Origin of the sequence: uncultured Flavobacterium sp., from assembly GCF_963974175.1 — a bacterium.
Classification (GTDB): Bacteria; Bacteroidota; Bacteroidia; order Flavobacteriales; family Flavobacteriaceae; genus Flavobacterium.
Window position 1 is genome coordinate 195806 of record NZ_CAXBBR010000001.1, and the last position, 22336, is coordinate 218141.

A 22336-nucleotide genomic window follows, 5' to 3' on the forward strand; every position below is an offset into this window, starting at 1 on the left:
AGTAACACGATAGACCTATGGTTTAAAGAAAAAAAAAACATACTACAAAACCACGATTTTGCAGTAAATTTTAAAAAATTCAAACCAGCTAATTGCAAACTTCTAATTAAAGTCCAAATATAAGGCAATTATATTTGCTTTTTCAACAGGAAACCCCTTAATTTTTATTAAATCCTCAACATTCTTAATGTCCCCGTTCATACTCCTATAGGTCACAATTTCTTTTGCCAGTGCATATCTAAAATAGGAGAATTGCGAAATCTCCTTTAAAGACGCGTTATTTATGTCGATTTTATGCAACAAAGGTAAAGCGTACACTTTGAAATGCGAATTAAGATTCTCTACTACTTCAGGAGATAGACCCCAAACATCATTCATTTGCTCCATAGAAACAAATCCTCCAAGACTTTCTTTTAATTTTAAAATACGTAGAGAAATTACTTCTCCTATTCCATATATTTTTATAAGGTCTTCTTGTGTTGCTAAATTAATATCTATTAAAGCTACTTTTTCTTTTTTGGCGAAAGCCTTATTTTCATATTTAACATACCCCTTATTGTTCATCTTGTTTTTAACCCAATCCGGAAATTTAAAATAAGGCGCTATAGCGTTTAATAAAGAATCAGAAACTTGGGTAACTGCTTGAAATTCTTTTGCAGAGTTTACATATTTATTTTCTTTTCTATAATCCAATAGCCGATCTATTTCAAGAACAGACATACCGAGTTTGTATCCTTTGTAATCGGTTATAAAATTAGGGTTAAACGGATATGTTTTTACAATATACTTTGGATTTAATTCTTTTAATGAATCAATCTTAGATTGCATGGCAAGCCATTTTTGTTTATTAGATGAAACTGGTTGCGTTGTATTGAAATCCACAAAAAAATAGACTGACTGCAAAATGATTATTATTGTAAATAATATCACAATACCAGTACGCTGTTCTGCGGAAAACGCAAAATAACTCTTAATGCCTCTTAAGTACATCTTGCCCGAAATAAATGTAAAGGAATTTTGATCATTTTCATTGCTTTTAAAAATTAACTACTCGCTGTTTTTAAAGTCTAAATTTAGAAAATAATTTTTAAAATATCCTTCCCAAAAAAAAATAATAATCTAAATATCAGCGCTTAATTACTGTACAAATAATCAAATTAAAATTTCACGATTCTACAAGACTGAAAAACAAAAGTAAACGAAACCTTTGTTACAAATTTATTTCGCTATTAATTTATACAATAACTTTTATTTTTTATAAAATAAATAATACATTTGAGCGCTATTAATACTAAAACTAATAAATATATGTCAATTTGGAAAACAAAACCACTTTCGGTTTTATTAAATGAAGCGTCAGAAGATGAGAAAGGATTAAAAAGAACTTTATCTTCAAGATCCCTAGTTGCTCTAGGAGTTGGTGCGATTATCGGAGCGGGCTTATTTTCCTTAACTGGAATTGCTGCTGCTGAACATGCTGGACCGGCAGTTACACTTTCATTTGTTTTAGCAGCCATAGGATGTGCCTTTGCGGGACTTTGCTATGCTGAATTTGCTTCAATGATACCTGTTGCAGGTAGTGCGTATACGTATTCTTATGCAACTATGGGAGAATTCATGGCTTGGATTATTGGTTGGGATTTAGTTCTTGAATATGCTTTGGGAGCCGCAACCGTTGGAGTCAGCTGGTCGCGATACTTACTCGAATTATTAAACAAATATGGTGTTCATCTAAATCCAAAATTTATATGCTCCCCCTGGGAAACATTAACATTGGGTGATGGAACTATTATAGACGGTGGTTACATCAACCTACCTGCTATCTTAATCGTATCTGCACTATCATTATTATTAATAAGAGGAACTCAAGAGTCTGCTTCTATAAATAATATATTAGTGGTACTAAAAGTTATTGTTGTAATTATGTTTATTGTTTTAGGTTGGGACTATATAGACCCTGCAAACTACTCTCCATATATTCCTGAAAATACTGGCATTAAAGGTCAATTTGGTTGGTCTGGAATTGCTGCCGGAGCCGGAACCGTCTTCTTTGCCTTCATTGGTTTTGATGCAGTTTCAACTGCTGCACAAGAAGCAAAAAACCCTCAAAAAGGGATGCCAATTGGTATTTTAGGTTCATTAGTTATCTGTACAATACTATATGTGTTGTTTGCACACGTTATGACTGGTCTAGTACCTTACTACAAATTTGTTGGTGATGCAAAACCTGCTGCTACAGCATTTGCAGTAACAGGATATTCTTTCCTTCAAACAGGATTAATTGTCGCTATCTTAGCGGGATATACTTCTGTAATGCTTGTGATGTTAATGGGACAAAGCCGTGTTTTCTACACTATGAGTAAAGATGGACTTTTACCTCCTTTATTTGGACAAATTCACTCAAAATTCCGTACTCCTTATAAAACAAACCTTTTCTTCATGGTATTCGTTAGTTTATTTGCTGGTTTTGTACCGGTAAGTGATCTAGGACACATGGTAAGTATTGGAACTTTACTTGCTTTTGTATTAGTATGTATTGGTGTGTTAGTAATGCGTAAAAAAATGCCAGATGCTCCTAGGTCTTTCAAAACCCCATTCGTTCCTTACGTACCGATTGCGGGGGTTTTAGTTTGTACGTACTTAATGTACTCTCTACCTTACGAAAGTTGGATTCGATTAGTTCTTTGGATGGCAATTGGTGTTGCTCTGTATTTTGTTTACGGTAAAAAGCACAGTAAATTAAACAATCCGGATAAATAGATTTATTCTAATATAAAAAAGGGATGATAAAGTATTTAAACACTTTATCATCCCTTTTTCTTTATAACTATTTCAAGTTTTATTACAAGTCAAATACTGAAGTTCTCTTAGCACGAATCAAATCCTTTAGCCTAATCCAAAAGGCTAGTGTCAAATAAACTCCAAACCATAATCCTACAGTTACAAACGATATATAAATAAAGAACAGCCTTACGCTCGTTACTCTCATTCCTAAACTATCTGCCAGCCGCGATGATACATGGAAGCCATACTTTTCAAAAAAATATTTAAGTTTTATTATTCTAGGTACACTTTGTCCCATTGCATTAGTTTTATATTCTATTTTACAAAAGTACGAATTTATTATTTCTCGAAATTAAAGCAAATAAGAATCACTACCCCTTCATTAATTCCATCCCAATGGCACATTCTAAACATTTACTTTTAGCACAATACTCATTCTTAAGCTGCAGCAGTGACTGCGTTTCAAAAGCACTTCCTGACTTCAATCCGAATGAGCTAAATTTATCTACAATAGCATTCTTCTCTGGCGCAACTTCATTTAGTAATTGAATTAAATCTTCGGCAATCTCTTCTCCTCTACTTTTAGCATAAGCAAATTGAATTGGGATCAAGGTATTTATGATAATCAAATCTATAAATGACTTCGATAGCATTTTCTTCTTTTTTGGGCTTTCCTTATCAAATTGGTAATGATCTTGCCAATAGGAAGAAGCCGAAACCCGAAAAACATCATAGATCGCCTTCACCGAAGTAATCTCGCTAATTTGCGAAAATAGATTCTGATTGCTATGATACAAATTTGCCAATTGTGACAGTCGTATGGTGGGGAAATTATCGGGACGGTGTTTAAAAAACTGAACGCGATTACAACTGCTTTTTTCTATTTGGTATTTGTGCAATAAATAGTAATACCTCGATTTTAAATCTTTAAAATAATTATCCTCCTTATCAACGTCTAATAGTCCTGCATTGCCAAAGAGTAAGCTCTCTAAATTTTCGACTTCAAAACTTTCCTTTCTTATAATTGAAAATGGAATAGAACTTGCTACTTTCAGAAAGATTTCCCCGTTTGCATTTAATCCGAAGTTTTTTGCCAACAGGCAAAATAAAACCGCCTCCCAATCATTATTGGTTTGCTGTAACAACTCAAAAATAGGTTTGGACTTTCTCTCTAATCGTTCAAAAAATAAACGCTCCTGCCAGTTTTTTAAAACAAAAGGGGAGATATCCGCTAACTGCTTTTCACAGAAAATCCAAGCCTTTGGCGACATCAAAGACTGATAGTTATCTATTGTATCTTGGTCGACATATTTCTTAAGCTCCAAAACAGGAATTTCAGTATTGTTTTTTCTGTAAATTTCGGTATCGTGTTCCCAAACTACATGTAGAATTACGTTTTCGTATGCCGCATCTCTTTCATGATGATGCACATACCAGTCAGAAGATTTTAGGTGAATCTCGACGTTTCCAGCCCACATTTGATCCCCTATTGTAATTTGAGCATTGAAAAAATCAGGACCTGCCAATTCTAAATACTGGCCTACATTAACAATCGTGATTCCCTCATTATTTGAAGTTTTCAAATTTAGGGTATCGAACTTCTTAAATTTCCAGAGGTAATGGAGAAAATCTTCTTTCATCGTAAAGCCTTGTATTTAAGAGACTAAAGTAATGAAAAAACGAACAACTTGTACTTCCAATTGAATTTTGAAAACTACCTCAACAAATATAGTTTAGCACAAGCCCGAGCATCTGATAAAGCTTCATGATGATTCAATTGAATGTTCATTGTTCTACAGCAATCACTAAGCTTTGTTGGCTTTAATCCTTTGGCTTTGTATATTTTTACGGTGCACTCCCACCGAGGTGACAAATTTAAATCCTCATAATTTAAGCCATATAGCGCCATTGATTTGGCTAAAACATTCCTGTCGAAGCTTTCATTATGCGCCACAACAACTCTATTCTGGAGTCGTTTTTGGATTTCAGGAAATACCTGTGAAAATGATTTGGCATTCACCGTATCCCTTGGATAAATTCCATGTACTTGAATGGTAAAAGGAGAATACAGATTGTTTGGCGGCTTGATCAAACTGACAAATTCATCTACTATGACTCCATTCTCAACTGTTACTATCCCAACTGAACAAGGGTGAAATGCAGTTGCTGTTTCAAAATCTATTGCTGTGAAAGTCATTTTAAAGCTAGAGGTTAGATGTTAGAACTTCGAATTTACGATATGGTATTTGAATACCTATATATCATTAAAAAAAACCACGAATTTAACGAATAAATTTCGTCAAAACCGTGGTTTGTATACTGTAATTATCAGGGCTAAAAACTATTTTATAGAACCTATAATATCATATTTTGTAATAATGTGGTGTCTTCCTTTTCCTAAATCAATCAATACTGCTGCATTATCTCTGGTAAACAATTTAGAAACTTCTTCTATTGTTGTTCCCAGCTGTACGATCGGATAAGGATTCCCCATAATTTCCCGAATTGGTCTTTCGGCTGAGTTTTTATCTTGCACATAACTTTGAAACAAGTCAGACTCATCAAGAGACCCTACAAATCCTGTAATATCCATTACTGGTATTTGTGAAATCTTATATTTACGCATTCTTTCAATCGCATGTGAAACCAATTCTTCAGTACGAGCCACAATTAAAGGTTTGTCAATATGATCTTTAATAACATCCTCTGCCTTTGTAACTTCTTCTTCAAGAAAACCACGTTCGCGCATCCAGTCATCATTAAACATCTTCCCTACATAGCGACTTCCTGAATCATGAAACAAAACAACAACTACATCTTCCGGCTTGAAATGCTCCTTTAGTTGCAGCAATCCTTTTATGGCAGCTCCAGCTGAATTCCCAACGAAAATCCCTTCTTCAAGAGCAATTTTTCGAGTGTATACTGCAGCATCTTTATCTGTTACTTTGGTAAAACCATCAATCAAAGAAAAATCTACATTCAATGGCAATATATCTTCTCCAATTCCTTCTGTTATATAAGAATAAATCTCGTTTTCATCAAAAATCCCTGTTTCATGGTATTTTTTAAATACTGAACCATAGGTATCAATTCCCCATATCTTGATATTAGGATTCTTTTCTTTAAGGTATTTTCCAACACCTGAAATTGTTCCTCCCGTACCAACACCTGATACAAAATGAGTAATTTTACCTTCTGTTTGTTCCCAAATTTCAGGCCCAGTTTGCTCGTAATGTGCAATAGCATTCGATGGGTTGTCGTATTGATTTACGTACCAAGAATTTGGCGTTTCAGTCGCCAATCTTTTAGAAACAGAATAATAAGAACGAGGATCAGTAGGTTCTACATCCGTAGGACATACCACTACTTTTGCCCCAACGGCACGAAGGATATCCATTTTCTCTTTTGATTGCTTATCAGAGATAACACAAATCAGTTTATACCCCTTGATAATAGCTACTAAAGCAAGTCCCATTCCTGTATTTCCTGAAGTCCCTTCAATAATAGTTCCTCCTGGTTTTAGCCTACCGTCAGCCTCAGCATCTGCAATCATTTTTACCGCCATTCTGTCTTTTACAGAATTACCGGGATTAAAAGTTTCTACTTTAGCAAGCACTAATGCATCTATTCCTTCAGTGACTTTATTTAACTTCACTAATGGTGTATCCCCTATTGTACCTAGTATATTTTCTGCGTATTGCATTTAATTGTAATTTTTAAGATTGTAATTTGTTATAAATACTTTTGCAAAGATAGTATTTTGTTAGAAAACATTCCTGCTTCTGCAAAATTGCGTTCGTCATTACTTCCTGAACTTTTATTCAAATAGAAGTTCAGTGATTTTAATTGACGCAATATACTTTACTAAATTATGGTCAAGCCAATGAAAGCAATGTATTCCGACGAATAAGAAATGCTATAAAACTCCATGAAAATCAAAACGATTAATTAAAGAAGTTCCAAATTAGCCCAAAACGAATCATGAAATCTCGATACGGATTATTAGGAGCGGAGTAGAAATTATTTCCTGTAAGAGAAGAGTTAAAATGCTCTGCTTTTACATAAATCCTGGTTCTTTGAATTCGAGCATTGACAAAAAAGTCAAGGGTTGGATAATTCCCAATTTCTTTTTTATTTTGAATGAAAAACTCCCCAATTACTGGATTATAATCATTGGCAAGATAATTCGTGAAATAATTCAAAGTAACCCCTGTTTGTAAAAACAAGGCTTTTTTAAACAGATGATTAGTGTAATAAATAGTGTTTCTGGTCACGATTTCAGGAACATTTAGGATTGCATCCTGCTGACTCACTTTTTGATATAAAAGTGTATTGTCAAGCGCAAATCTTCCAAATTTGATTTCTTTACTTGCTTTAACAGAAACATAATTTATAGTATTCCCATATTGACTTGGAGTCACAATTTGCTGATTTTCATCTGTGGCAATATTCTCAAAATACAAATGATCATCTAACGTCATAAACTGTACTGATGCTTCTACCCAAGGAGTAATCGCATTAGCAGTGACAGAATTTATTTTTTCATTTTTGAAATTATTAGACCAGTTGAAATTAACATAGCTACTTTGATATAAGTTGTAATTGTCATTGGGCAACTTATTCAAATTTTGATATCCAAAAGAGAATTGATAATCATCATTAAAATCATAATTTAATTTAGCCTCTAAATCAGATAACGATTGATTCGTTACTGATCTTGAATATAAAAACTTCCCATTCCAGTTCTTCTTTTGATATTCATACTGTCCTCCCGCGCTGTTAATGTTTCTGATCAATGAAGCTGGAATAGTTTGATCATCCCTTATCAATATTTGGCTGTAGTAATAATTGCTTCTGAAGTCATCTGCAAAAAACTGAAACTTACCAAGTGTTGTGTTTTCATAGATTAAGCCCACTTTATTATACATTTTATTATAATGTGTCTGGTCATTAATCCCACTAGTTACATAAGAATCTCCAAATCGATAAATCGTTTGTGAACCTACAGTCGAAGGTACCGTTGCTTGATTGTATTCAAAAAATTTATTCTCGTAATTAAATTGATGGCTAACGTATAAATTGTTGTCCCCTTTTTTAGGATTTACTCTGAAAAAGTGATCCAAGAATATCCTCTTGCCTTTTAGAAATGATTCTGCATCATTAAAATAAACCTCAAGTCTTTGTCTGTTATCATAATTCGCGTCTCCACTTTCAAAATCAGATATTGTTGTTATTCCGCCATTTTCCTCATTTAAGATATCCTGATAGGTAAAATGTGCATTCGCAAAATACCGTTTATTTAGCGTGTTATAACTTGTGGTAAATCTAAAATTCCCCGTACTTGACAACTGATTAATATAATTCCCCTCAGAACGCAAACCTTTGTAGGCAATCGAAAAATTAAGTCTTGGCGAAGTATTTATCGTAAAAAAAGCATCGAGAGATTGTCCTTTTTGCATCACCGATTTGAAATACAATTCGGTAACAGGAGTGGCAACAGAACTATATCTTATTTGGTTCGCTTCCAGGAAATTAAAATGCTTGGCTTTAAAACCAAATTCAGGATAAGGAGAAAACGCTGTTAAACTATATTGCAGCGTGTTATAGGTTTGACCCTCATTGGCGAAAGCCAAAAGTCCAAAATTATCCTTTCGCAAATAATTAAAACTATATTCTCTTTGGATCGTCAACGAAGTATCAATGTAAGTAGTATCGCGTTCTATAGAAATAAATCGATATTGATCCATGGTAGCGACCTTAATACTGTCTGCTGTTTTAGGACCGCTGAGTTTGTCGGCAATGCTTTTTTTCGGATCTTCTTCTCTTGAGTTTATTTGCGAAAATAGGATTGTAGGCAATACTAAAAAATATAAAAAAAAGAGTATTCTCATTTGGAATGATATATAGTTAGGCTATTATTTTTAAACAGTTAATCGAGCAAAGGTAAATGATAAAAACATATAAAAAAACACATTAAAAACGTTCCCGTTTTTAATTATTACCATTCGATTAAATCAAGCCGTTCAATTCCTAACAAAATTAAAAACAAAAAAAAATCTGCTCAGTATACTGAGCAGATTCTTCTACTAAATTCAAAATACAAATAACCTTATGTTATTTTGTTTTATACATGCAAAAAATTAATTTGGATTTTGCACAATTGCAGGGTTAGCATTAATTTCTGCTCTTGGGAACAACCATTGCCATCTTTTGTCACCTGCAGGAATATTAAATTCTAAAGCAACTGATGAAATATGGTTAGAGGTAGTCGCAGGAACTGTTGTAGGTCCAACTCTGTTTAATGCTGAGTTTGTTCTTTTTAAATCGTAAAATCTAAATCCTTCACCCCATAATTCCAACCTTCTATGTAAATAGATTTCATTAACTAAGGTTTGACCTGTAGCTGTAGACTTTACATAAGCAGGGTTTCTATTAGAAATTAAAGTAAATAAAGCTTGAGACGCAGTAGCATCACCCATCCACGCTTTTGCTTCAGCTTCTATAAGGTACATTTCAGCAATACGCATGTAAGGAACATCACATCTACTATCTCCAGTACTTACCGCAAGGAATTTTTGGCTAGTATAAGGAAATTTTACTGCAGTTGAAACCAAAGTAATATTTGGGTGTTGACCTGTTTTGCTAAAAATTGTAGTACGTACATCTGTCGCAGGAAATTGATCCCAAAGTTTATTAAAAATTGCTTTTGGGCAAGAACGAATTACAGTAGAACTGAAATTACGTGACATATATGCTCCAAAATTAGCAAATGATTCAGATTGAAGTTCATTTACAAAACTCCCCCACATCCATTCTGAATTGGTATATGAATTGAAACCTGAAGCATACGCAGCATTAGTCATTAAAGACTTTCCACTTCTTGCAAGTATTGCATTAGCAGAAGCTACTGGCCAGTTTTGTTGTACTAAAGCAACACGTGCTTTTAAACCTTGAGCCACTCTTAGATCTAAATGAGAATTGTTTGGCTTAGTATATCCTACTAATAGAACTAAAGCGTCATCAATATCCTTATTTATTTGAGTATACACCTCTTCCACTGTTGATCTAGGTAATTGATCATTAGATACTTTAAGTGCAATTGGAATTCCTAATTGTGTGTTTGGTTTAGCAGTTGCATCATAACGTTTTCCGTACAATTGTACCAATTGAAAATGAGCGAATGCACGATATAATAATGCTTGACCTTTTATTATTTTTTTATCAACATCTGATCCAGTTGCTACATCAACATTCTCTAATATTGTATTAGCATTTCTGTTAATTCTATAAAAAGTTCTGTATGGAAAAGCAACATCTTGAGAGTTTTCATTGTTTAAACCAGTCCAGTTATAAACTGTTAGAAACCAACCGTTTGATATTGGGAAGACAATATCTTCACCAGCAATATCTACTTGTTGCATACATCCTGCAATTCCAGTTTCGTTTTGCCCCTCATATCTAATATAAAGAGATCTATGGATTCCGTTTAATAAAGAATATAGGTTTGCAGTCGTAGACGTAGCTGAAGTGTAGTCTACAAATTCCGTTGGTTTTTTCACCAAGAAATCTTCTGAACAAGAGCTTAATGATAGTATTGATAATACCACCAGTAAAAATTTTATTTTAAATGTTTTCATGATATTATTTTAAAAGTTTAAATTGATTCCTAATGAAATAGTTCTAGAAGGCGAGAATCTATTTTGAGTAGTTCCATTGTAATTAGCTTGTGGATCCAATCCTTCTCTTTTAGCGAATAACTTTAAGTTTTCACCATTCACATAGAACTTAGCCGCATCAATTTTTAATTTCGAAATTAATTCTTTCGGTAAGTTGTAAGATAATGACACTTGTCTTAATGAAAGGTAATCAGAATCAACTAACCAACGATTTGAAGCTGCAGAGTTTTGAGTATTTCTAGATATGTTTAATAAAGGTACATCAGTAATATCACCTGGTTTTTTCCATCTTTTTAAGATGTCTGTACTTAGAGCAGATCCATAATTATTACCTGAATGCATTAATGCAGCATAGTTAGTATCGTACGTTTGCCCACCTATTTGGTAAGTAAATAATACATCCATTTGGAATCCTCCTACTTTGAAAGTATTGGTAAAACTACCAAACAAATCAGGTAAAGCAGATCCCTGGTATTCGTATAATGCTTTGTTTTGATTTATTGTAACATTAACTCCATTTACTGTTCTTGAATCAGTATCAGTTGGAGTTGTTAACAATGGGTCAACTTTATATAAAGCATATCCATCTGCAGGATCTACACCAGCATAACTTCTTAACCAATAGTCGTAAATTGAACTCCCTACTGTATATTTTTTAGTACCACTAATAATTTCTTTTTGTGGCAATGCAGTGATCTCATTTTTAATAGTAGAAGCATTAACATTAATATTCCAAGAGAAGTCTTTTGTTTTAACAATCATTCCATCAATAGAAATTTCAATTCCTTGATTGAACATTGACCCAATGTTTTCAACTTTAGAATCTAATCCTGAGGAAACAGGAACTGGTACGTTAAAAATTAATCCATCTGTTGTTCTATTATAGTATTCTACAGAACCTCTTAATCTATTACCAAAAAAAGCAAAATCTAAAGCGATGTCTTTTTGAGTATTTTTCTCCCATTTAAGATTCGGAGCTCCTTGATCATTAGTAAGAATTCCAACTTCACTAGCATTATTAAGCCCTAATGAAAAAGTAGGAGCGCCTATGTAATAATTCAAACCACCGTAGCTGATATGTGAATCATTACCTACTTCTCCAAATGAAGCTCTAAATTTCAGTTCATTTATCCATCCAATATTTTCAACAAATGATTCTTTCCCTAAATTCCATGCAGCACCTACTGACCAGAAGTTACCCCATTTGTTAGCAGCTGCAAATTTTGAAGAACCATCTCTACGTACAGACGCAGATAAGATATATCTTCCGTCATAATCATATCCTAAACGAGAGAAGTACGATTCAGTTGCATAATTTCTTGTGTACGAATTTAAATCAGAAACCGTAAGGTAGTTTATGAATTCGTTATTGTTAGGTACACCTTGTCCTCTTTTAGAACCAAACATGTAGTTGTACTCATAGTCAAAACTTTCATGACCTACTAAAGCACTAATGTTATGGTTGTTTAGCACTTTTGTATAATCAAGTAATTGATTAAAAGTAACTCCAGTTGTAACAGTGTTAGTACGTGATGCATATCCATCAGGTGCTCCATCACCAATCACTTTATTCCAGAAAACATTATTGTTAAAATGTGCATTATCAAATGCAAAGTTTGTAGTGAATTTAAAATCTTTTAAAAGTGTTAATTCTAAATAAGTACGACCATTAAAAGATAAACTTTTATCTCTATTTTCATTATTTAAAGTTTCATAAACAACGTTCCTACCATTTGAAGCACCAGATCCACGTAGTTGTGAATATACTGGGTTACCAGTTGCATCTAAAATTACTGCTCCAGTAGTCGAATTATGACTCAAGACAGGGTAAATTGGCCCCATGTAGCGAATAGTACGAAAAGGATTATTGAAAGATGAAGTATTTGCTACACCGTCAACCGCCTGATTTGAATTAGTATAGGTAGTTGCTACGTTAGCTCCAGTTTTAAACCATTCTTTTAATTTAGTGTTTACGTTAACACGAGCAGTAGTTCTCTTGAAATCAGAATTTAGAATTGAAGCTTCTTCACTTAAATTTCCAATTGACACAAAATAATTACTTCTTTCCGTTTTTCCTTGGTATGAGAAATCAACATTTCTTCTAACTCCTGCTCTCTGTAATTGCTTTGCCCAATCTAAATCATTAGCATACAATAGTTTTGCCGCTGGATTTAATTGACCGTTTGCATCAAATAAATTTGCATTAGTAACATTAAATGGGTTATTTACTAAGTCAATAGGAGTCCTTGTAGAAGCAAAAGCATTTGCAGTTGCTAATAAAGCAAGTGTACTCATTGGTCTACTGTTTCTAATAGCTTCCCATATTAATGGATAGTATTGAAAAGCATCAACTCTTTCATATTCAGGAATAGATCTTGTATTCAGACCTGAACTCATGTTTAATGTGAATTTATCTTTAGCAGATGTTCCTTTTTTCGTAGTTATAATAACAACACCATTTGCTGCTTTTGACCCATAAAGAGAGGTAGATGCAGCATCTTTTAATATCGTCATACTTTCAACATCAGCTGAGTTAATGTTATTTATGTCACCTGTAAAAGGCACTCCATCAACAACATAAAGAGGTGTGTTAGATCCACTAATAGAACTAAAACCTCTAATTCTAACTGAAGGTTGTGAACCTGGTTGACCTGAAGCACTTTGAATTTGTACTCCCGAAACAGAACCTTCAATTCCAGAAAGAACGTTTGTTGTTGCTCTGTTATCTAAACTCTCTCCTTTAATGGTCGTTGCAGAACCAGTATAAGAAGCTTTTTTAGCTTTACCATAAGCTACAACTACTACTTCATCCATCTCCTCTGCCGCGGCAGTCATTTTAACATTTAAAGTATTTGAAACTCCTACCGTTGCCGATGTGTTTTTCATACCCACATAAGAAACTTCTAGAACTTGCCCTGATTTTGCAATAATAGAATACTTTCCATTAAAATCAGTTTGAGTAGACCTGTTGATTGCCTTGTTAAAAACATTGGCTCCAGGAATAGGACCATTTGCATCTGAAATCACCCCTGAAACGATTTTTTCTTGGGCAAAACAAAACTGCATAGATAACGCAATCAATAGCGTAAAAATCCATTTGAATTTTAATCTCATATTAAATATATTTGAGTTAGTTAATTCTGCAAAAATCACAATTAAATATTAAAAAAAAATTTTTATTGTTAATGTTTCTTAAAAAAGAAATTACTATAGATTTCTACCATAAAAGGTCATATTCTTACTCTAACCTGATTATTAGCCTTATTTTGTCAGAAATACTGCCAAATGGCAAGATTATTCTTTGCGACAATAAAATTAGAATTCGGGACAGATAGATCTGATCGTTCTTGTATAGCGGGACTAATTTCTACCACTGCAATAATTTACCCTATCCGTTTTGAGAATAAAATTCTGAGTTACGTTAAGCAATGATCTCCAAAAATAAAAGAAAATTCAGCTCCTACTATTGAACATCAAGCCATTAATTTTCCCTTAAGAGATCTTGCACTACCCGAAACTGACTCTCTCAAAATTTTGAATGTAGAAATAAAAGCGATGCTTAAATACGTTTTGAAGCCAAATCTTCTATCCGAATATCGCCTTGTGGATGGAAATATTCCCTTTTTTCGAAAAAGGGTATGAAAAATAGTAGTTTGAAAAATTTAACTCCATTAAAAGTTGACACTTTGAGTTTCACCCCAGGTACCAGTATCGCAAAAGTAGATACATGATTCAGAAATATGGATCATTCTAATAAATAGCTAAACACAAAACAAAAAATTATGTTTAACACAAACAAATAATATCGCTTTGACGTTTGTAGAAATAAACAAATAGGTTCCTGAAACAATCCATTCATTTATAACCAAATACTTTAAAGAAGGAAAGATCAAAAAAGCCGGGTCAAAAAAAAGTTTGAACACAATAAGTAATCCTGTAAAATAACATTGATAAAAATATTTCTTTCGAAATAAAAAAACCTGCTAAAAAAGCAGGTCTAATTGTAATCAAACTTTAAAAAAATCGAGAAATAAATTTAAAAAATCAAGACTAGTTATATACCTAAATTCTTATTGTAAAAAAAAAACCGAGTTAGACAAATGCCTACTCGGTTTTAATTTTAAAATAAAAAATACTAACTATCGATTATCATTTACTGAATCATCAATAAAATCATTAGCATCAATCTCTGATTGAGGAATTTTCAAGAAAAATTTCTTATCATCAGCAGTTAAACTAGCTGACGCTCCAATTCTATGATTTCCAGTACGTGTAATACCTCTTCTTAATCGTTTAGCATCAAACCATTCCACTCCAACTTCAGCGTAAAGTTCTTTTCTTCTTTCCACTAAAATTTCATTAATCAATGCAGCACCAGTATTCGTTGATTTAACTGCATTAACATCTCTGTTTTTTTGTAAAACATAAAGTAAATCATGACCTTCACTCTCTTTACCTGTTAATCTAGCTTTAGCTTCCGCTTCGATTAAAATCATTTCCGGCGTTCTAATGATCGCATTATCGCTGTCAAATGTAAATTTAAATTTACGTGTAGTCCAGTATCTGTAGTCAGTAGTACTAGTTATACTTGTACTTTTTCTAACAAAATAAGCTCTAACATCTGTTGCTGAAAATAAATTAACAAAATCATTATTAACATATGTAGCTGAATAAGAAACGGTCGTATGATCTGCCATTGAAGCTGGTGCATTCCAATAATAATTAGATTGATCCGTTCTTTGCGCACTACCCCAAATCCATTCAAGATTAGAAATGTCATTAAATCCTGATCTATAAGTTGACGGACTCAAAACAGCTGTTGGATTTCCACCATAAGAAGCTTTTGCAGCATCAGCAGCACCTTGCCAGTTACCCATAACTTGGTAAACTTGAGCTAAAATACCTTGAGCTACATTTTTATTGATATAAGATTTACCTAAACGATTAGCAGTTAATCCATTAACCGCCTTAGTTAAGTCAGAAACAATCAATTTATAAACCTCATCAACTGTAGACATAGGCTTTCCTGCCAAAGACAATTCAGTATAAATAGGAGGTGCTGGGAAGTTTTTGTCAGCACTATAAGTAGGACAAAATTCCAATACTAATTGATGATAGAAAAACCCGCGCAATGCATAACCATATGCTGCCAATTCTTTTTTATCGCTATCCCCTAAAGTACTACCTTCAACACCATTAATCAATGCATTAGCCTGATTGATCATATAAAAGCTATAGTTCCATGAAAAACTACTTCTTGTGTACGTAGGCTCACGGTTATCATTTGCATAATCATCACGAAACCAAGTATTCGCCTGAATCAAATCATTTCCTTTCATAGTTCTTGCAAAGAACATAGAGTTAAGACCTGCAGCATCAGTACGAGTATATTGCCCTCTAAATCTTCTCATTATACCGGATATAAAAGCTTCTACTCCTGTTCTAGAAGTAAAAACTACATCGGGTGAAACAGCATCTGTTGGTTTTGGATCATCAAGAAAGTCTTGACTACATCCCACCATCATAAACAAAGCCATAAAAGCGATGAATATTTTTGAAATTATATTTTTCATATTTTTTTTTTTAAAATTCTATATTAACACCAAAAGACATAATTCTTTGATTGTATGATCTACTATTTGTAGTACCAGCAAAACTTTGTTCTGGATCAATCCCTTTATGTGATTGGTAAGTCCATAAATTATCTCCCTGTAAATACAATCTTAATTTAGACAAATGAAATTGTTCAAGTGCACTTGCAGAAAAATTATAACCGAAATTTAAAGCTTTTAATCTTATGTAATCGTTTTTAAATAAAAATCTAGTTGATGTAGCATTAAAATCATTATTAGCAGTCAATAACAAAGGAACATCAGTTACATCTCCAGGGTTTTGCCAACGATTCTCAACATCCTGATGTGCAGCTCTACCACTTGATTCAAAACCTTCCATTAAACTTGCATATGTACTATCATAAACAGAAGCACCATAACTAAAGTTAAACAAAATATTTAAATCTACGTTTTTATATTTAAAGAAGTTTGTAACCCCACCAATAGCTTTTGGTAACGATGTTGCCCCAGAATAATTTCTTGAAGCCTCAGCATATTTTTTAGTAGTTTCTTTTTCACCTGTTGGTTTTCCATCAGTACCTAAAATATCTTTATACCACATTCCGTATCCATCAACTGGATCAACACCAGCCCATTCTTGTATGTAGTACTCATATAGAGATCTACCAACTTCCCATCTTTTAGTTCCGTTAATGAAACTTTTTTGAGTCAACTCAGCAACTTCATTTTTATCAAATGACAAGTTAACACCAGTAGTCCACATAAATTTAGAATTCTGAACATTAGTTGTACTCAACGCAAATTCCCAACCGTAATTTCTTAACGATCCTACATTAGTTAGTATTCCAGTATTACCAGTAGAACCTGCAACAGGTTTATTATATAGTAAATCAATAGATTTTTTATCATAATAATCTACAGAACCCGTAATTCTATTATTAAAGAAACCAAAATCTAAACCAACATTACTTGAAGCTGTTTTCTCCCAAGACAAATTAGGGTCAACAGCACCACCAAGAACAACACCAGTATTATCTCCTTCATTATATCCTGTTTCGAATAATTGTTGGTAAGGGAAATAAGTTGCATTTCCGTTAGCATCTTGTGTCTGATTATTTCCTAATTCTCCATAAGAACCTCTTAATTTCAAACTAGTAATAGCGTTGCTATCTTTCAAGAAATTTTCTTCCGAAATTATCCAAGATCCACCAACTGCATAAAAACTTCCCCATCTAACATCTGGGTTAAATCTTGAAGAACCATCTCTTCTAAAAGAACCTTCCACAAAATATTTCTCTTTAAAGTTATAGCTTAAACGTCCTAAATAACTTGAAATTCTATCTTCAGCAATATATCCTGAAGCACTAGTAGGTGTTGTTGCTCCATTTAAAACCTGAACTCCTGGTAAAAAACCTTCACCTTGAGCACCTAAAGCATCATATTTATATCGATACGCTTCTTGAATTAAATCTACAGCAAAACCATGATCTCCAAATACTTTCTTGTAATTTAAAGCATTTATTATATTTATCCCTGTAGTAACATCTCTATTTTGAGTTACTCTACCTTTTACGTTAGACGCATAACCCACTTCATTACTAGCATAAACAAAAGAATCATACAAATATTTGTCATATGCAAAAGTTGTTTTGAAAGTCAAATCTTTAGCTAAAGTCGCTTCTAAAAATGCATTAGCTGTATAATTATCTCTTTTGTATCCAATTTTATAATTGTACAATGATCCATAAGCATTCTCATTGTTTAATTGTGGACGATTCCCGTTCAAAGCTTGACCAGGAGTTGCTCCATAATCAAATATCCTTTGACCCTTACCATCCAAAATTAAATCACCACTCTCATCCACTCTATACGCTGGATAAATTGAAGGCACTGTATAAACAAATTGAATTGCACTTTGATAGCTTGATCCACTTTGTGAAGGAAAATTTTGATCTGATGTAGAAAAAAACATTGTTACACCTGACTTCAACCAACTGTTAACCTTAGTATCAACACTTAAACGAGTTGTTACACGATCAAATTTAGAGGTAACAACATTACCTTCTTGAGACAAGTAATTAGTCGTAAAATAATACTTAGTATCCTCACCACCTGCGGCAATAGATAAAGTATGCTCAGTTCTAACCGCTGAATTATTCAACATTAAATCAGCCCAGTCTGTATCCCACTTTTTATTTGTTGTAGTTAAATTTCCATTAGCATCAACAGGAGTAGCTGCAGTATAAGGATTATAACCTAATCTAGGAACTAAAGCAGTTGAGGCATTAGCACCTGCAACAGCCGGAGTTTGAAGACTAACATATTGGTTTGTATTTTTTAATGCTTCCCAATTTAATTGCATGTATCGGTCAGAACCAACCATTTTATGTAATGGAACAGCATTCCCAGCGAAACCGAGTGTAGAAGTTAAACTAACTTTAGGAGCTGTATTGTACTTCCCTCTTTTAGTTGTAATAAGGATAACACCATTAGCACCTCTAGACCCATAAAGAGCTGTTGAAGAGGCATCTTTCAAAACACTCATCGATTCGATTTGATCAGAGCTAATTGAATTTAAATTACCATTAAACGGCGCACCATCTAAAATAATTAAAGGATCTGAAGAAGCATTGATAGAACCTGTTCCACGAATACGAATTGTAGGGTTTTCACCTGGCATTCCTCCAGCAGCGATAATATTAACCCCTGCTACACTTCCTTGTAAAGCGGTCATTACGTTTGTAGCTTGTTGCTTAAGCAATACCTCGCTGTCTATTGTAGCAACAGAACCAACAATAGATTTAGCCGTTTGCTTTCCATAAGCTACAACAACAACCTCATCAAGAGATTTAGCCATTGCTTGTAATTTAACATTTAGACTAGTTGAACTCCCAACAGTCACAGATTTATCTTCCAAGCCTACGAAAGAAAAAACTAGAACATCTCCAGTTTTTGCTTGGATTGAAAACTTACCGTCAAAGTCAGTTTGTATACCCACTTTTGTGCCTTTAACGACAACATTAACACCCGGTATTGGTCCAGAGCTATCTGAAACTACACCTTTAATTACTTTCTCTTGTGCAAAAGAAAACTGCATAGATAACGTTATTAATAACGTTATAATCCATTTGAATTTTGATCTCATTTTTAAGTATTTGAATTAGTTATTACAAACTTGAGCTTTTTTTATCACAAAAAAAAGTAAACAAAGCATAAAGTTTAACATTTTAATAACAATAGTATACACACAATAAAAAAAACTCATTTTCAAACTACCATCGCTAAAAGAACCTAAACATACTTCCACGTAAAAGCTTTTACAAAAAAAGTGTCTTTAGCGAAGAAGAATTGACTACCAAAAAAGTACAACAGCGATCAGAAAATAATGGTTTATTTTTACTCACTAAGAAGACCAATCACGGTATGCTATTTAGTAAACTCCTGATATGCTCAAATATAATCAGCAACTCAATTCTACGATCATTAAATTCAGACAAACTACAGCTAACCTCAAAACAAGACAAATACATTAGTAAAATGATATGCCATTAGATTAAAATTATTATAGGTACAGTTGAATCATTTTTCTATAAATTTGCGCTATGCTCCAACTTAATTATTCAAAACTCCTTTTAGAAGCCGGAACGGACGAAGCCGGTCGCGGTTGTCTTGCGGGGCCAGTTACCGCCGCCGCTGTAATTCTTCCTGCCTATTTTGAAAATATAATTCTGAATGACAGTAAGCAATTATCGGAAAAAGCACGAGAGAAATTACGTCCTACTATAGAGGACCAAGCCGTTACTTTTGCGGTGACGCATCTTGAACCCTTAGAAATTGATGGTATCAATATTTTGAATGCCTCCATAAAGGCAATGCAGGAATGTGTTTTAAAACTCAATCCGCAACCTGAATATATTATTGTAGACGGAAACAGCCCTTTTATTCGAAAAAAAGGCATAAAAAATAGTAGTGGGAAAATTTTTACTCCGGCAGAAATCGAGATTTTGACCTCCATTCCAAGTAGCAGTATTGTAAAAGGAGATGCGAAATTCATGAGTATTGCCGCAGCATCAGTACTGGCAAAAACATATCGAGATGATTATATGAACAGGATTCACGAAGAATTCCCAATGTATAACTGGAAACAAAACAAAGGCTACCCAACCAAAGAGCACCGAGAAGCGATTAGAAAATATGGCGTTACTAAATACCACCGAATGAGTTTTAGATTGTTGCCAGAACAATTGAAGCTGGACATTTAACACTCTCCCCAGCCCTCTCCAAATGAGAGGGAGACTCGATAGAATATTGGAGGTTTATAGTTTTTTATAATTGCTCCTTGATTTTAAAAAAGAATTATGTTTGTAGATCAACTTTTTTTGATTGCAGACTTATACGTAAATAAGCGAATTCAGATTGAAATTAATTTTTCGTTACTGAAATTGCTATTGATTTTTGATTGCAGATTGAATCATTAAGAAATTAAGGTTCATTAAGAACAAACTTCATCTTATATATTTCTACATTGTTCTGATTTATTTTGACCTATATAAGTCCTGTAAGGGCAATCTACTTTTTACCTTTATGATTAGGCCATAGCTAAAATATTACTGTACGGACTTTGAGTATTATTTTATTCTTCGCGGCTAGCGTTTAATTTCGCAAGCAAACAATTCTGTAAAATGTTTTAAGATTATCTCTTTTACTTCTTCCTCGTTGACTTTTTCAACACCTAATTCCACATTTAATGATGTTACCGCTTTACCGCGAATTCCACATGGAATGATATTATCGAAGTAACCTAAATCAGCATTTACGTTTAAAGCAAATCCGTGCATGGTCACCCAGCGTGAAGCACGAACTCCCAAAGCACATATTTTTCTAGCAAATGGTGTTCCTACGCCTAACCAAACCCCTGTTTCGCCTTCGCTTCGTCCGCATTCTATACCATACTCCTGTAAAGTAAGAATAATGGCTTCTTCCAGAAAGCGTAAGTATTTATGAATATCAGTAAAGAAATTATCTAAATCGATTATGGGATACCCCACAATTTGTCCAGGCCCGTGATAGGTAATATCACCTCCGCGATTTATCTTGTAGAAAGTGGCGCCTTTGTCTTCGAGCTGTTTTTCGGACAACAGTAAATTAGATAAATCACCGCTTTTGCCTAAGGTATATACATGTGGGTGCTCTACAAAAAGAAAATAGTTAGGTGTTTCTAATTCGAGTTCCTCTCTCCTATTCCTAATTTTTAGATCAACGATTCCTTTAAACAACTCTTCTTGGTATTCCCAAGTTTCTTTGTAATCTTTATTTCCTAAATCTTGAAGTTGGATTGTTTTGTTCATTTGAAATTGTTAGGAGTTGCGAAGCACGAAGCAAAGCAATCTATTTTCGTTCACTTATTTGTTAGATACAAAGGTACTATTAATTCTCGTTTTATGCCATGAAGTCACAAAGTCAGAAACTTTCTTGGTTAACGATTTTTTTAAAATAATAATTTATTCCAACACTACCTCAAGATTTGTATTAACGGGGTTTTGTAGAAAGTCAACTATACTGAATTGCAATTCTAATGATTTTTTATCGGAGCTAATTATCGCATCGTTGTTTGAAACACTTTTTATTTTTCGTGGAAAATAATATTTTATGACATAAGACTGTACCAACTTAAAGTTTGCAAGCTGCTTTTTGTACATCTCCAATTTTTCTTTTTCTGTTTTAAAGAGAGCTTCATCTGTAATAGTCACAATTCTATTAAACTGATTTCCATTTAAAGTATAGCGGATATTATAATAATGTTCTTCGGCAGTTAAGGCATAATTGTGTCTAATGTCATCCGCATAGTCTTGTGTTTTTGTGAGGTCTGCAACGTCTTCTACTTTTTTGAAATCTTGAGAAATTGTTGTTCTGTATTCTTTATCAAAAGCGCTTTTTTTCATGTGCACTTTTACGTTTTTAAATAGATTGAATAGTTCTTGCTCTTTTGGAGTGTACTTAATAAAATTAGCATTGTATTTATTAATGTATTCATCAAATACATATGTAGTATCTTGAAATATGGTTTCTTTGGAATACTCTTCTTTGGCAATTTGCATGTAGCTGTTTTCGTTTCTATGGCTATCATATTCAATTGTTCCGCTGTTATCAGGATTAATGCGGAGTGTTTCTGTAACTTCACAGCTAGTTAATAACGATAATGTAAGCAATAAAAGAATCGTCTTTTTCATTTAATTTGGTTTTTGCGATCCTAAAAGTACTGCAGTTTTATTTTACAAATTAAATTTTAACAAAATATTCTTA

Annotated in this window: 14 protein-coding genes; 2 read left to right on the plus strand and 12 right to left on the minus strand. The window is 33.4% G+C overall.

The genetic code is table 11. The annotated features are described in order from the left end of the window. Positions 1-102: 102 nt before the first annotated feature. Positions 103-990: a helix-hairpin-helix domain-containing protein gene (locus AAC069_RS00850; RefSeq protein ID WP_339918642.1), complete on the minus strand. Its 888-nt coding sequence runs from the start codon at positions 988-990 to the stop codon at positions 103-105. Positions 991-1308: 318 nt separating this feature from the next. On the opposite strand from AAC069_RS00850, the gene AAC069_RS00855 reads away from it, so the two are divergent. After that, positions 1309-2760 (plus strand): amino acid permease, encoded by a 1452-nt coding sequence (locus tag AAC069_RS00855; protein WP_091084251.1) that lies wholly within the window; start codon positions 1309-1311, stop codon positions 2758-2760. An 82-nt stretch (positions 2761-2842) separates the two neighbouring features. Here AAC069_RS00855 and AAC069_RS00860 read toward each other — a convergent pair whose 3' ends face one another. The 9 genes from AAC069_RS00860 to AAC069_RS00900 form a co-directional block, all read right to left on the minus strand. Next, positions 2843-3082 (minus strand): PspC family transcriptional regulator, encoded by a 240-nt coding sequence (locus AAC069_RS00860; protein WP_074721373.1) that lies wholly within the window; start codon positions 3080-3082, stop codon positions 2843-2845. A gap of 73 nt (positions 3083-3155) precedes the next feature. Next, positions 3156-4424 (minus strand): DUF2851 family protein, encoded by a 1269-nt coding sequence (locus AAC069_RS00865; protein WP_339918643.1) that lies wholly within the window; start codon positions 4422-4424, stop codon positions 3156-3158. Positions 4425-4498: 74 nt separating this feature from the next. Continuing rightward, positions 4499-4981 carry a 3'-5' exonuclease gene (locus AAC069_RS00870; protein WP_339918644.1) on the minus strand — a complete coding sequence of 161 codons (483 nt, stop codon included), beginning with the start codon at positions 4979-4981 and terminating at the stop codon, positions 4499-4501. A 144-nt stretch (positions 4982-5125) separates the two neighbouring features. Further along, on the minus strand, positions 5126-6487 hold the full coding sequence (locus AAC069_RS00875; RefSeq protein ID WP_339918645.1) for a pyridoxal-phosphate dependent enzyme: 1362 nt from the start codon (positions 6485-6487) through the stop codon (positions 5126-5128). 241 nt (positions 6488-6728) lie between these two features. Beyond that, positions 6729-8675 (minus strand): putative porin, encoded by a 1947-nt coding sequence (locus AAC069_RS00880; RefSeq protein WP_339918646.1) that lies wholly within the window; start codon positions 8673-8675, stop codon positions 6729-6731. 249 nt (positions 8676-8924) lie between these two features. Continuing rightward, a complete protein-coding gene (locus AAC069_RS00885) occupies positions 8925-10421 on the minus strand; it encodes a RagB/SusD family nutrient uptake outer membrane protein (protein ID WP_339918647.1) in 1497 nt (498 codons plus the stop codon). A gap of 9 nt (positions 10422-10430) precedes the next feature. After that, on the minus strand, positions 10431-13574 hold the full coding sequence (locus AAC069_RS00890; protein ID WP_339918648.1) for a SusC/RagA family TonB-linked outer membrane protein: 3144 nt from the start codon (positions 13572-13574) through the stop codon (positions 10431-10433). A gap of 1025 nt (positions 13575-14599) precedes the next feature. After that, positions 14600-16033, minus strand: coding sequence for a RagB/SusD family nutrient uptake outer membrane protein (locus AAC069_RS00895; protein WP_339918649.1), 1434 nt, complete (start codon positions 16031-16033; stop codon positions 14600-14602). 10 nt (positions 16034-16043) lie between these two features. After that, a complete protein-coding gene (locus tag AAC069_RS00900; protein ID WP_339918650.1) occupies positions 16044-19178 on the minus strand; it encodes a TonB-dependent receptor in 3135 nt (1044 codons plus the stop codon). Positions 19179-19635: 457 nt separating this feature from the next. Here AAC069_RS00900 and AAC069_RS00905 point away from each other — a divergent pair, with 457 nt between their 5' ends. Beyond that, on the plus strand, positions 19636-20295 hold the full coding sequence (locus AAC069_RS00905; protein WP_339918651.1) for a ribonuclease HII: 660 nt from the start codon (positions 19636-19638) through the stop codon (positions 20293-20295). A 384-nt stretch (positions 20296-20679) separates the two neighbouring features. On the opposite strand, the gene lipB is transcribed toward AAC069_RS00905, so the two are convergent. Both lipB and AAC069_RS00915 read right to left on the minus strand, forming a co-directional pair. Continuing rightward, positions 20680-21381 (minus strand): lipoyl(octanoyl) transferase LipB, encoded by a 702-nt coding sequence (gene lipB, locus AAC069_RS00910; RefSeq protein ID WP_339918652.1) that lies wholly within the window; start codon positions 21379-21381, stop codon positions 20680-20682. 153 nt (positions 21382-21534) lie between these two features. Next, positions 21535-22263 (minus strand): hypothetical protein, encoded by a 729-nt coding sequence (locus tag AAC069_RS00915; protein WP_339918653.1) that lies wholly within the window; start codon positions 22261-22263, stop codon positions 21535-21537. Positions 22264-22336: the final 73 nt, after the last annotated feature.